The organism is Rhizobium leguminosarum bv. viciae (assembly GCF_012276115.1).
In the GTDB taxonomy this organism is placed as follows: Bacteria; Pseudomonadota; Alphaproteobacteria; order Rhizobiales; family Rhizobiaceae; genus Rhizobium; species Rhizobium leguminosarum_T.
Genome location: NZ_WIEU01000007.1, coordinates 162,553 through 176,108, shown reverse-complemented (window position 1 = coordinate 176,108; position 13,556 = coordinate 162,553). Strand labels below are relative to the sequence as shown.

Annotated in this window: 10 protein-coding genes; 1 reads left to right on the top strand and 9 read right to left on the bottom strand. The window is 60.4% G+C overall.

Annotation, left to right across the window (positions count from 1 at the left end):
* Window positions 1–111: 111 nt before the first annotated feature.
* The 3 genes from glmS to GFM02_RS15460 all read right to left on the bottom strand — a co-directional run bounded on the left by glmS (window position 112) and on the right by GFM02_RS15460 (window position 5,155).
* A complete protein-coding gene (gene glmS, locus GFM02_RS15470; RefSeq protein WP_168322078.1) occupies window positions 112–1,938 on the bottom strand; it encodes a glutamine--fructose-6-phosphate transaminase (isomerizing) in 1,827 nt (608 codons plus the stop codon).
* Between the two features lie 374 nt (window positions 1,939–2,312).
* Complete coding sequence (locus GFM02_RS15465) at window positions 2,313–2,672, bottom strand: hypothetical protein (RefSeq protein WP_246729051.1); 360 nt, start codon at window positions 2,670–2,672, stop codon at window positions 2,313–2,315.
* Between the two features lie 41 nt (window positions 2,673–2,713).
* Complete coding sequence (locus GFM02_RS15460; protein ID WP_168271853.1) at window positions 2,714–5,155, bottom strand: arylsulfatase; 2,442 nt, start codon at window positions 5,153–5,155, stop codon at window positions 2,714–2,716.
* A 442-nt stretch (window positions 5,156–5,597) separates the two neighbouring features.
* Here GFM02_RS15460 and GFM02_RS15455 point away from each other — a divergent pair, with 442 nt between their 5' ends.
* Entirely contained in the window at window positions 5,598–6,350 is a 753-nt protein-coding gene (locus GFM02_RS15455) for an alpha/beta fold hydrolase (RefSeq protein ID WP_168271854.1), read from the top strand.
* A gap of 87 nt (window positions 6,351–6,437) precedes the next feature.
* On the opposite strand, the gene glmU is transcribed toward GFM02_RS15455, so the two are convergent.
* The 6 genes from glmU to ytfQ all read right to left on the bottom strand — a co-directional run bounded on the left by glmU (window position 6,438) and on the right by ytfQ (window position 13,450).
* Window positions 6,438–7,799 carry a bifunctional UDP-N-acetylglucosamine diphosphorylase/glucosamine-1-phosphate N-acetyltransferase GlmU gene (gene glmU / locus GFM02_RS15450; protein ID WP_168271855.1) on the bottom strand — a complete coding sequence of 454 codons (1,362 nt, stop codon included), beginning with the start codon at window positions 7,797–7,799 and terminating at the stop codon, window positions 6,438–6,440.
* A 164-nt stretch (window positions 7,800–7,963) separates the two neighbouring features.
* Complete coding sequence (locus GFM02_RS15445; RefSeq protein WP_168271856.1) at window positions 7,964–8,749, bottom strand: FadR/GntR family transcriptional regulator; 786 nt, start codon at window positions 8,747–8,749, stop codon at window positions 7,964–7,966.
* Window positions 8,750–8,766: 17 nt separating this feature from the next.
* A complete protein-coding gene (gene yjfF, locus GFM02_RS15440; RefSeq protein ID WP_168322077.1) occupies window positions 8,767–9,735 on the bottom strand; it encodes a galactofuranose ABC transporter, permease protein YjfF in 969 nt (322 codons plus the stop codon).
* On the bottom strand, window positions 9,732–10,745 hold the full coding sequence (locus tag GFM02_RS15435) for an ABC transporter permease (protein WP_168271858.1): 1,014 nt from the start codon (window positions 10,743–10,745) through the stop codon (window positions 9,732–9,734). Before GFM02_RS15435 ends, yjfF begins: the two co-directional genes overlap by 4 nt.
* Window positions 10,742–12,265: a galactofuranose ABC transporter, ATP-binding protein YtfR gene (gene ytfR, locus GFM02_RS15430; RefSeq protein WP_168271859.1), complete on the bottom strand. Its 1,524-nt coding sequence runs from the start codon at window positions 12,263–12,265 to the stop codon at window positions 10,742–10,744. The genes GFM02_RS15435 and ytfR overlap by 4 nt, the downstream gene beginning before the upstream one ends.
* Window positions 12,266–12,487: 222 nt before the next feature.
* Entirely contained in the window at window positions 12,488–13,450 is a 963-nt protein-coding gene (gene ytfQ / locus GFM02_RS15425) for a galactofuranose ABC transporter, galactofuranose-binding protein YtfQ (protein ID WP_003539585.1), read from the bottom strand.
* Between the last annotated feature and the right edge of the window lie 106 nt (window positions 13,451–13,556).

The following is a 13,556-nucleotide window of genomic DNA, read 5'->3' as shown; positions in this document are numbered from 1 at the left end:
GTCCTGGACGGGCCGGAACGCCGGCCCTTCCCCCTTGTCCGCAGACCAAAATTGCCAGAATTCGGGGCGCCGCACAATATGTTTCGGCACGGCGCTCCCGGCGTTGCAGGCTTATTCCACGGTCACGGATTTCGCCAGGTTGCGCGGCTGATCGACATCGGTGCCCATGAAGACGGCGGTGTGATAGGCGAGCAGCTGGATCGGCAGCGAGAAGATCATCGGCGCGATGATTTCGTCGACCACAGGCAGGGTAATCGTCGCCATGGTCGGCAGTTTCGAGGCCGCCGCACCGGCCTCGTCGGTGATGAAGATGATGCGGCCGCCGCGGGCTGCGACCTCCTGCATGTTCGAGACGGTCTTTTCGAAGAAACGGTCGTAAGGGGCGATGACGATAACAGGCATGTTCTCGTCGATCAGCGCGATCGGGCCGTGCTTCAATTCGCCGGCGGCGTAACCTTCGGCGTGGATATAGGAAATTTCCTTGAGCTTCAGCGCACCTTCCATGGCAAGCGGGAAGCTGGTGCCGCGGCCGAGATAGAGTACGTCCTTGCACTTCGACAGCTCGCGCGACAGGCCTTCCATCTGCGGCTGGATGAGGTTCAGCACCCGGCTCATGATCCGCGGCATCTCGGCGAGATGGCGCACCAGCGCCCTCTCCTCGTCAGCACTCACCGTGCCGCGCGCCTTGCCGGCGCCGATCGCCAGCGCTGCCAGCACGGCAAGCTGGCAGGTGAAGGCCTTGGTGGAGGCGACGCCGATTTCGGGGCCAGCCATGATCGGGAAGACGGCGTCGGATTCGCGCGCGATCGTCGATTCGCGAACATTGACGACGGCGCCGATCTTCAGCCCGTTGTCCCGGCAATAACGCAAGCATGCCAGCGTATCGGCGGTCTCGCCGGACTGCGAGATGAAGAGAGCGGCCTGTGACGGCGACAGCGGCATTTCGCGGTAGCGGAATTCGGAGGCGACGTCGATTTCAACAGGCAGGCGGGCATAACGCTCGAACCAATATTTGCCGACGAGGCCAGCGAGATAGGCGGTGCCGCAGGCCGAGATCGCAAGGCCGGTCGCCGCCTTGAAGTCGATCGCGGCGGCATTGGCGCCAATCGTGTTCTCGGCGAAATCGACATAGTGGCTGAGCGCGTGGGAGATGACCTCCGGCTGCTCGTAGATTTCCTTTTCCATGAAATGGCGGTGGTTGCCCTTGTCGACGACATAGGCGGTCGCCTGCGAGATCTGCCGGGCGCGCTTGACCGGCTTGCCGGCGAAATCGAGCACCGCGACACTGTCGCGGGTGAGGATGGCGCAATCGCCGTCGACGAGATAGGTGATCTCGTTGGTGAAGGGTGAGAGCGCGATCGCGTCCGAGCCGAGGAACATCTCGCCGCGGCCATAGCCGACGGCAAGCGGCGGGCCGGAACGGGCGGCCATGATCGTGCCGGAATCGGCCTTGAGCATGATGGCCAGCGCATAGGCGCCGGTTACCCGGTTCAGCATCTTCAGCATGGCGGCGCGCGGCTCCAGGCCTTCGCGCAAATATTTCGCCATCAGATGGGCAACGACTTCGGTGTCGGTCTGGGTTTCGAAGACCGAACCCTCTTCGGTCAACTCGTCGCGAAGCTCGGAGAAGTTCTCGATGATGCCATTATGGACGACGGCGACGCCTTCGACGAAATGCGGATGGGCATTGGTCTCGTTCGGAACGCCGTGGGTCGCCCAGCGCGTGTGGGCGATGCCGACGGTGCCGGGCAGCGGTTCGCTGTCGAGGCGCTTTTCCAGATTGAACAGCTTGCCCTCGGCGCGGCGGCGATCCATCACGCCGTCATGAATGGTGGCGACGCCGGCGGAATCGTAACCGCGATATTCGAGACGCTTCAGCGCATCGACCAGGCGCCCGGCAACAGGCGCAGTTCCGACGATCCCCACAATGCCGCACATATAGTATCCCCATAAAGGCTTCGACAACGAGGCCAGTCCTAACGATTCCTGCTTATTTCTCAATCACCTCGGCGGTCACTTTCAATTTCCGCCGGTTACGCAAGGCTGGTTGCATAAGGAAACCCAAACGTTCCGCGCTTCCGTCCAGGCGGCGGGGCGAGGAACGAGGCAACCGGCGATATGTCCATCCGCCGAGCCTGGTACCCGAAGACATCGCCAGGGGCTACCTCCGCCATGTTCCCATGGGCTTGAAAATAGCCGGAGGACGACGGAGAACATGCGAACTGAAGTAGCGAATGCCACCAATCTCCGTCAAACGTCAGGGACGGGGAATGCGCCAAAGGCGGTCATTCATTCGTAGCAGCAAACTGCTTCTATCTCACCTCAGTGGAAAGCCACATTCGGCCGAGAAAGACTGACAGCACTCCATGAGCCGCGACTGCTGGCCACAGCAGAACGCCTGTGAATCCACCCACGAGACCCAAGTAAGCAAGATAAAGCGTGACCACTGCGCTGTAGGTCAGCATGCCAAGTAGTGGTGAGTTTCGCCAGCAGGCAACCGCCAACGCGATCAGGGCTGTGCCTGCCACGCGGGCGACGGCATTTGCCATTCCAGTCAGGGCCTCGCCGAGCAACAGCTCGCCGACACTCGACGGTACAATGAGCAAAGCCGCCCCGGTAGCGGCCTCGCCGATCGCGGCCAACGCCAGTGGCCATTTCATTGAGGCGATCATCAGGCTGCTCTCCCGATAGTGCATATCTTGACGAGACGTTACTAGGGCTTCGCTTTCGCCTCTTCGGCCAACTTGAAGGTCAGCTTGTCGATCTTGCCTGTGAACTTGAACGGAGCGTCATAACGATACTCCACCAATGCGACCCCGGTGCGAGTGTCCTGACCAATGTCAAAGGTTTCGTCCTCCGGGAATGTGACCGGAGTGCCATGTTCCAATGAGTTCCTGGCCACTTCCTGGCCGTCCACGGACAGGATGCCGGCACCACCCTTGCCCAAACCAGGACCGTCCGATTTGAAGTCGAAGACGATGGTGTGCTTGCCGGGTTCCAGTTCTGGCCCTTCCCACATCGTGCGCTTGAGGTCGAGGAGGTTGTAGAGGAACACGACCCGGCTCCTGCCGACGCCAAAGTCGCCCTTGCTGAGGAACAGGCCGTAGCCGCCGAACCGTCCTCCCTCGGTAACGATCATGCCTTCCGCGCCGCCATCGGGTATCTCGACCTCGGCGGTGATAGTGTAGGACTTGTTCAAGATGCTCGGGGCTGCGCTCTTCGGCACGCCGATGAGTTCGCCCGCATAGGAGAACTCCGTCCGTCCAGCAGTGAGGTCTGGGCGTGGGGCATTCCACCGCGCAAGCGTCGAGTTGTCGAGTGGCAGCACGTGGTACTTCTTCGCCTCGGAGTAGAAGAGATCCTGCATCTGCTTGAGCTTGTCAGGCATCTTGGCGGCGAGGTCGTTGGATTGGGTGGGGTCATCGTTGACATCATAGAGCTCCCAGTTGTACCCGGTAATGACATCAGGGGGCGTCTTGGTGCTCAGTTCCCATGGGAGCGTGGCCGGTGTCGTGGCTGCCACCCATCCGTCCTGATAGATCGCGCGATTGCCGAGCATCTCGAAGTATTGCGTCGTGTGCTTGGTCGGGGCATCGGCGCTCACCTTGTCCCAGGTGTACATCATGCTTGTGCCTTCAATAGGTTTCTGATCGATGCCGTTGATCTTGTCAGGCGCAGGAATTCCCGAAGCCTCGAGGATTGTCGGCACGATGTCGATGACGTGCGAAAACTGGCGGCGGATGCCGCCGAGGTCCTTGATGTGACCGGGCCACGACATGACCATGCCCTGCGCGGTGCCACCGAAGTGCGACGGCACCTGCTTCACCCACTTGAATGGTGTGTCCATCGCCCAGGCCCACCCTGCCGCGAAATGCGGAAACGTCCGTTCCGATCCCCAGAACGGATACCAGAGGAATTGGTCCTTGACCGGCACGGAAACGCCGTTGAAGGTGGTGAACTCGTTCGGCGTGCCGTTGAGCATGCCTTCGGCACTCGCGCCATTGTCGCCGCCGATGTAGATAATCAAGGTGTTGTCGAGCTCGCCGAGGTCGTCGACCGCCTGGATGAGACGCCCGATCTCATTGTCGGCATAGGCCAGGTAGGCCCCGTAAACATCCGCCTGCTTGATGAACAGCTTCTTCTCCTCGAAGCTGAGCGTATCCCATGTAGGCAGACTGTCTGGCCAAGGCGTCAGCTTGGCGTTCTCGGGCATGATGCCTAACCGCTTCTGGTTTGCGAAGATCGTCTCCCTCAGCTTGTTCCAGCCGCCGTCGAAGAGGTGCATGTCGCCGATCTTTTTGATCCATTCCGGCGTAGGGTGATGCGGCGCATGGGTGGCACCAGGCACGTAGTAAACCATCCATGGTTTGCCTGGCGCGATCTCCTTCAATTGCCTGACGTGCTGGATCGCCTCGTCGGCCATCGCCGTTTCCATGTTCCAGCCGGGATTGCCCTCGAACGGGTAGATGGCCGTCGTGTTGCGGAAGAGGTTCGGTTGCCATTGGCTGGCGTCACCGCCGACGAAGCCGTAGAAATAGTCGAAACCCATGCCGGTCGGCCATTGATTGAATGGCCCGGCCTGGCTCGACTGATACGACGGCGTGTTGTGGTCTTTGCCGAACCACGACGTCGCATAGCCGTTCTCCTTTAAGATTGTGCCGATGGTGCCTTTCTCAATCGGAATGATCGAATCGTAACCTGGGTAGCCCGTCGCTATTTCGCCGACAACGCCGTACCCGACGGAGTGATGGTTGCGTCCCGTAATCAAAGCCGCCCGCGACGGTGAGCAGAGCGACGTCGAATGGAAGTTCGTGAAGCGTAGCCCCTGGTTCGCGATGCGATCCATCGCAGGGGTGGGTATAACGCCGCCGAATGTGCTTGGAGCGCCGAAACCCTGGTCATCGGTCATAATGAGGAGCACGTTGGGAGCGCCTTTCAGCGGCACCACGCGCGGGGGCCACCATGGCTTGGAGTCCGAGGCCTTCTCCTCAATGACGCCGCCGAATTTCGGATCAGGCGGCGGAAGCTGGCGTCCGTCAATTGTCGTGGTTGCCCCTGGTGACCCTTGCACCCCGGTCGGCTGTTGGGCCAGCGCCGAGACGCATCCAATAGCGAAGAAACCCGCGCTCGCGAGCAAGCTAAAGCCGATTCTCATTTGAAAGCCCCCCGTCCGGAACGGACACCAGATATATTAGGCTATACTAAATTATAGATCGCAACAATAGGTCGAGCTGAATCTCACGCATGAAGGTTGGTTTAGCCATGCTCGCAAGGAAGGTCACTGCGGGTCGCGACTCTTTGCAACTCTTGCGGCGATGTTTCAGCGGCAGCTAGGGGGCAAATGCTGCCCCGTGCGCTGGTGGCGTTTTGCCTCCCAACTCCGACAACATCTGTGGATCAGTCGGCCACCGCTGCGGCCTGACGCGACATAGCTCAGCGAATCTGGCCTGATCCAAACCTCGTTGATAATCCGTCCTCCGCCCCGAGGGCCGCTCGTCCCTCGATTTGGGGACAGATTCCCTCCCTCGATAGACTATTAGTAGCGTCTACCTGTGCGGACGGGATAAGCCATTAAATTGCTAACCGGACTTTTAGCGATGCCTTTTTTGGATGCTCCGATTGTTCTTGTGCATGGCCTCTTTGGAAATTTAGCGGAGCCGGAGATCTTGGCCGCTTTTGGCAAAGTGGAGATTCAGGCACCCGACCTGATCGGATACGGACGACATCAGGACAGAAATGTCGAGAACCTGGCTCTTAGTGATCAGGCAAATCATATCGCGGAGCACATTCACCGATCAGGGGGCAATAAGGTACACTTGGTCGGTCATTCTGTTGGAGGTGCGGTATCCGCGCTTGTCTGTGCGCTGTACCCCGATCTGGTGGCGTCCTTCACGAGCGTTGAAGGCAATTTCACACTCAAGGATGCATTCTGGTCCGGGCAGATAGCCGAAAAGCCGGAAATGGAAGTCACTGAAATCATAAACGGCTACAAGGCTGATGCTGACGCTTGGATCGCCGCTGCTGGCGTGCCAATAAATCCTTGGACTTCAGCACTTGCAACACGTTGGCTTTCCAATCAACCTGCGTCTACTATCAAGGCACAGGCGAAAGCTGTCGTCGCCGCCACCAGTCATGACAGCTATCTCGCGGGCATCCGTAACCTGATAGCGTCCTCGATTCCGGTGTACCTGATTGCGGGCGCGCGCTCGGCCAGCGGTTGGAATGTTCCTGATTGGGCCAACGAGGCCTGCACCATGCGAATAAACATTCCCGATACCGGCCACCTCATGATGGCGGAAGCACCCACCCTTTTTGCAAAATCGGTTCTCACCTGCCTTTCCTACCGGTAGACGGCAGCTTGGAAGCCCTCCTAATGCAAAATACCAATTTGTCCGGCATTCCGTCAAACTGGAATGCTGGAAAATCCGTTCGAAGGGTCAGGCTTTCGCCTTCTTCGCCGCCTTGATGGCGAGCGCACGCTCGCGCAGCAGCGCCGCACGGCCGGGCTTGATCTCCTGCCGGGCACGGCCGAGCGCCAGCGCGTCGGCCGGTACATTGGCGGTGATGACGCTGCCGGAGGCGATATAGGCGCCGTCGCCAATCGTCACCGGCGCGACCAGCGAAGAATTGGAACCGATGAAGGCGTTTTCGCCGATCACCGTCTCGCTCTTATTGACGCCGTCATAGTTGCAGGTGATCGTGCCGGCGCCGATATTGCTGCCGGCGCCGATGACGGCATCACCGATATAGGTGAGGTGGTTGACCTTGGCGCCCTCGCCGAGCCGGCCGTTCTTGACCTCGCAGAAATTGCCGACCTTCGAACCGGTGCCGAGATCCGCACCCGGACGCAGCCGCGCAAAGGGGCCGACGGTCGCGCCCTGGCTGACATGCGCGCCTTCGATATGCGAGAAGGCATGGATGACGGCGCCGCTGTCGATCACCGCGCCGGGACCGAAGACGACGTTCGGCTCGATCAGCGCATCCTGGCCGATGACGGTATCGTAGGCGAGAAAAACCGTTTCCGGCGCGATCATGGTGACGCCTGAAAGCATCATCTCGTGGCGGCGGCGCTCCTGCCAGAAGCGCTCGATGACGGCGAGTTCGGCCCGGTTGTTGCAGCCGGTCATCTCGATCTCGGGAGCATCGACCGCGGTGACGCGTCCGCCGAGCGAACGGGCGATCTCGACGAGATCGGTCAGATAGAATTCGCCCTTGGCATTGGCATTGCCGATGCGCGAGAGAAGATCGAGCGCCTTTCTGCCGTTGATCGCCATCAGCCCGCTGTTGCACCAGGTCACGGTGCGCTCGGCATCGGTCGCATCCTTTTCCTCGCGGATGGCGATGAGTTCGCCGTCCTTGACGAGCAGGCGGCCGTAGCCGGTCGGGCGGTCGGTGTGGAAGCCGATGACGACGACATCGCTGCCATCGGCAAGGCCCTGGCGGGCGGCCTTCAGCGGTCCGTCGGTCTGCAGCGGCACGTCGCCATAGGTAACGAGGATATCGTCATAGCCCTTACCGATCGCTTCGCGCGCGGCCAGCACCGCGTGGCCGGTGCCGAGGCGTTCCTTCTGCAGATAGGATTCGATGTCGACGCCGCCGATGCTCGCCGCCTTTGCCACGTCCTCGGCATCACGGCCGACGACAAGGGCGACCGATGAGATGCCGGCGGAGGCGACCGCCTCGACCACGTGGGCGATCATCGGCCGTCCGGCGACCGGATGCAGGACCTTCGATTTCGAGGACTTCATCCGCGTGCTGTCACCGGCGGCAAGGATGACGGCAAGACAAGTGCGTTCCATGATTTGCTCCGCGAATCCGCGCCGTAAGGCGGCTTTATCGCCTCATACTGCATAATTCCCTAAATCGGAATCGATTTAAGGATAAAATCATGCAGCCATTCAAAGTGCTGCAGCCTCCTTTGCGCCTCTCGAAAGATGCGCGGCGCTGCAGACAAACAAAGCCTTCACAAGGGTGAAATGGCGGCCGAAATCGACCCTGTGACGGCCTCGGACCCGCGGGCCTCGAAAGCTTCATGCACATGATGGCGGCCGTCGAGGATGACGTCCTCCATCGCACGGCGCGCGGCGGCGTTATCGCCGGAAACGATCGCATCGACGATGCGCATATGGGTATCGGCGATATTGGCGAAGCCGTTTTCGGTTGGCGGCGTGCTCATCCGGAACATGCCGACGAGGGCTGCTTCGATGAGACTGCCCAGTGTCCGCATGAAGGGATTGTGCGAGGCTTCGGCGATCGCCAGGTGAAAACGAAGGTCGGCGAGTGCCAGGCTGTCGGCCGTATGACCGGACGCCGCCATCTCGAGCGCCAGCCCGCGCAGCATCTCGATCTCCTCGGCATTCGCCCGCTCGGCGACGAGACCGGCGGCGAAAGGTTCGAAGGCGAGACGGATATCGTAGAGCTGCAGCAGAAACTCTTCCGTCACGCCATTGTCGAAGTGCCAGGCGATGATCTCGCTGTCGAACATGTTCCAGAGGTTCTTCTCGGTCACACGCGTACCGACCCGTGCCTTGGCGACGACCATGCCTTTGGCGGCGAGCGTCTTCATCGTCTCGCGCAACACCGTGCGAGACACTTTGAAGCGTTGCGCCAGTTCCGTATCGCCTGGCAGGATCGAGCCGACCGGATAGGTGCCGGCAACGATCGCCTTGCCGAGTTCGTCGACCACCTGAGCGTGGCTCGTCCGGGTTCTACGCCCCGTCTTGCGTGTCTCGTCCAATTTGTAGCGCAAGCGATCCGTCTCCCCCCTCAGGCGTACCTCTTGTTCAGACTGGAAACGAACAGGATTGCTTTCTGCATCAAGATGAATGCAAACAGCAAAAGGCCAATCAGGATCTTGGTCCACCAGCTCGACAGCGTGCCGTCGAAGGTGATGTAGGTCTGAATGAGCCCCTGGATCAGGATACCGATCAAGGTTCCCGCCACGAATCCCGCTCCTCCGGTCAGCAGCGTCCCCCCAATGACGACCGCCGCGATGGCATCGAGTTCGACGCCGACTGCTGCAAGAGAATATCCGGCAGAGGTGTACAGCGAAAAAACGATCCCGGATAGACCCGCGAGAAAACCCGACAACGCATAGATCTGGATTGTCGTGCGGCCGACCGGCACGCCCATCAGCCGCGCCGTCTGCGTCCCGCCGCCGAGCGCATAGACATTGGTGCCGAAGCGGGTGCGCTGGGCGATGAAGATGCCGACGGCAAAGACCAGAAGCATGATGCCGCCGATCAGCGTCAGCCGCCCGCCGCCGGGCAGACGGTAATAGAGGCTCGTCAGCGTCGAATAATATTCGTGATTGATCGGGATGCTGTCGATCGAGAGCACGAAGGCCATGCCGCGCGCCAGGAACATGCCGGCAAGGGTGACGATGAAGGCCGGCATTTCGAGATAGTGGATGATCGCGCCCATGATACCGCCAAAGGCAGTCGTGATGACGAGCACCAGCGCGAAGGCGAGCAGCGGATGGATCGAGGTATTCTGCAGGATCACCGCCAGGAAGACGCCGGTAAAGGCGATGACCGAGCCGATCGACAGATCGATGCCGCCCGAAATGATGACGAAGGTCATGCCGACGGCGGCGATGCCGAGAAAGGCGTTGTCGGTCAAAAGATTGCCGATGACGCGCGTCGACAGAATGTTCGGATATTGCAGTGCGCAGCCGGCATAGGCGAACACGAAGATGACGATGGTCGCAAGCAGCGGCAGGTATTTGGAGTTCATTTCGGCTGCTCCCTAGCGCCCTGCCGGCGGCTGGCGAAGATGGCGAGCGATTGTACCGCCGGCGACTGGATGACGAGGATGACGATAATGATGACGGCCTTGATGATCAGGTTGAATTCAGGCGGGAAGCCGGCGGACAGGATGCCGGTATTCACCGCCTGGATGATCATCGCACCGATCAGCGATCCGAGAATGCTGAAACGTCCGCCGAGCAGCGAATTGCCGCCGACGACGACGGCAAGGATCGCGTCGAGCTCCAGCCAGAGGCCGGCATTATTGGCATCGGCGCCCTTGATGTCGGCTGCGACGATGATGCCCGCGATCGAGGCGCAGATCCCGCTCAGCATATAGACCGCCATCAGCAGCACCGGCGTTTGAATGCCGGAAAGCGTGCTGGCGCGGCGATTGATGCCGACGGCCTCGATCAGCATGCCGAGCGCCGTGCGGCGGACGAGCAGGATGACGAGCAGGCCGACGAGAAGCCAGATGACGACAGGCATCGGCAGGAGAGCCAGCGAACCGCTGCCGAAGAAAGTGAGCCCATCATTGTTGAAGGTCAGGATGGCGCCTTCGGTGATCAACTGGGCGATGCCGCGGCCGGCCACCATCAGCACCAGCGTCGCGATGATCGGCTGGATATTGAGGACTGCCACCAGGAAACCGTTCCAGATACCGCAGGCAAGCCCGATCGCAAGCGTCAGGACAATGGTATAAGAAACTGAATTTCCTGAGACAATCGACGAGGCGGCGACGGCGCCGCAGATCGCGATGACCGCACCGACGGACAGGTCGATACCCTTGGTGGCGATGACCAGCGTCATGCCGATCGCCAGCAGCGCCACCGGCGCGCCGCGGTTCAGCACGTCGATCAGGCTGCCATAGAGGCGGTCATTCTGAACCACAACATTAAAAAACTGCGGTGACGTGATGAAATTCAACAGAAGAATGACAACGAGCGCAATCAATTGCGGCGCCAGGCGATATGCCAGCGCTTTCAGCGAGGACCTCATGCATCCTCCATCTTGTGCTCGGCCGCAGCGATGGCATCGACGATGCCGGCAGCGGTGATACGTTCGCCTGTCAGTTCGGCGATATGCTGCCTGTCGCGAAGTACGATAACACGTGAACTATAAGCGACAAGCTCTTCAAGTTCCGAGGAAATCACGATCAGCGACATGCCGCCGGCACAGAGCTCTTCGATGAGCCGGATGATCTCGGCATGGGCACCGACATCGATGCCGCGGGTCGGCTCGTCCAGGATCAGAAACTTGGGATTGGTCGCCAGCCAGCGGGCAAGGATCGCCTTCTGCTGGTTGCCGCCTGACAGTAGCCGGATCGGCTTCTCGCGATCGGTGGTGCGGATATCGAGCGCCTTGATGTAGCGGTCGGCGAGCGTGTTCTGCTCGGCGCGCGACAGCGGCCGCGTCCAGCCGCGGCGGGCCTGCAGTGCCAGGGCAATGTTTTCCCGGATCGACAGGTCGCCGATGATGCCATCGGTCTTGCGGTCCTCCGGGCAGAAGCCGAAGCCCTTTGCGATCGCCGCGCGGGGGCTCGAAATCGTCGCCGGCTGGCCGTCGATCGTGGCGCTGCCGCTGTCGGCGTGTTCGATGCCGAAGAGCAGTTCGGCGGTTTCGGTGCGGCCGGAACCGAGCAGCCCGGCGACGCCGACCACCTCTCCGGCGCGCACTTCAAGGTCGAACGGTTTGACCTTGCCACGTTTGCCATAACCTGAAAAACGGTATCGAACATCACCCGCCGCAAGGCTGTGTTCCCTGACCGTCTCCTCGACATGGGCCAGTTCGCGGCCGAGCATCATCGCGATCAGGCCCTGGCGCGGCAGATCGGCGGCGTCGCGGGTGCCGACGAGCTTGCCGTTGCGCAGCACGGTGATACGGTCGCTGATCGCATAGACCTGCTCGAGAAAATGGGTGATGAAGACGATGCCGAGGCCGCGCTTCTTGAGGTCTTCGATGATGCGGAAGAGCAGCGCCACTTCCTGATTGTCGAGACTTGCGGTGGGCTCATCGAGGATCAGCACCTTGCCGGAGAGATCGACGGCACGGGCGATGGCAACCACCTGCTGGACGGCGACGGAGAAACGGCCGAGTTCGGCGGTGACGTCGATATCGACGCCGTAGCCGGTGAGCAGGTGGCGCGCCTTGCGGTTCATCGCACGCACGTCGGTCATGCCGAAACGCCTTGGCTGGCGTCCGAGAAAGAGGTTTTCGGCGACGCTGAGATTGGATAGGAGATTGACCTCCTGGTAAACCGTGCCGATGCCGAGCTTCTGGGCGGCGAGCGTATTGGCCGGATTGATTTCCTGGCCGTCCAGCGTCAGGCTGCCCTCGTCACGATGGTAGGCGCCGGTGATGCACTTGATCAGCGTCGATTTGCCGGCGCCGTTTTCGCCCAGCAATGCATGCACCTCGCCTCTGCGGAGCGTGAAATCGACCTTATCCAAGGCGACGGCCCCGGGAAAGAATTTCGATATTCCGGAGGCCGCGAGAACGTTCTCGAAATCGTGAATCATAAGGGTCTGTTTTCCTGATATTGACGCCGAAAGCCGCGCCGCCGCCGGACATGACGTCCCAAGGCGGCAAGGCAGTTCCGCACCGGTCCATGACGGGCCGGTGCGGTTCTACAGAGCCCTCTCGTCTTTTCAGACGCAGGACGCTGTAGCGCTTTTATTGCTGCATAATCTTATTCTGAAATCGACTTCGATTGCGGAATTATGCAGCGGTGTCACATCAGATCAGTAGCCCTGACCCTTCTTCTCTTCGTAGACCTTCATCGGCTCGTCGGCAGGCGTGTAGAGCTTCGACTCGGTCTGGATCCACTTCGCCGGAGCCTTCTTGTCCTTCAGATAGGCTTCGAGCGCATCGAAGGCCGGACCAGCCATATTCGGCGTCAGCTCGACCGTGGCATTGGCTTCGCCTTCGGACATCGCCTTGAAGATATCCGGAACGGCATCGATGGAGACGACGAGGATATCCTTGCCGGGCTTCAGGCCGGCTTCCTTGATTGCCTGGATAGCGCCGACGGCCATGTCGTCGTTGTGGGCGTAGAGCGCGCAGATATCCTTGCCACCATTCTCGGCCTTCAGGAAGCTTTCCATGACTTCCTTGCCCTTGGTGCGGGTGAAGTCACCGGTCTGGCTGCGAACGATCTTGAGGTTGTCGTGGCCGGCAAGAGCTTCTTCGAAGCCCTTCTTGCGGGCGATGGCCGGCGACGAACCGGTGGTGCCCTGAAGCTCGACGACATTGCACTTCTTGTCGCCCACGGTCTTGACCAGGAAGTCGCCTGCGACCTTGCCTTCATGGACCAGGTCCGACGTCACCGCCGTCAGGTAGAGATCATCCGGAGCCTTGATGGTACGGTCGAGAAGGATGACCGGGATTTCGGCTTCCTTGGCTTCCTTGAGAACGTCGTCCCAGCCGGTTTCGACGACCGGAGCAATGAGAATGGCATCGACGCCCTGAGCAATGAAGGAGCGCAAAGCCTTGATCTGGTTTTCCTGCTTCTGCTGCGCATCGGCAAATTTCAGATCGATGCCGCGCTTCTTGGCCTGTTCCTTGGTGACGGTCGTTTCAGCCGCACGCCAGCCCGATTCCGAGCCGATCTGCGAGAAGCCGACAGTGAGGCCGGCGGCCGAAGCCGAACCGAACATGCAGGCAGCCAGAATCGTGGCACTCAAAAGTGCAGTCTTCAATTTCATGATTTCCTCCCAATGCCGCATCTCGCGGCGCAGGGTCAAAAAATCATATAGTATTACTTTTGTAAATCGGAATCTTGGGATGCATTGCAGCAAAAAAAGAGCGCCC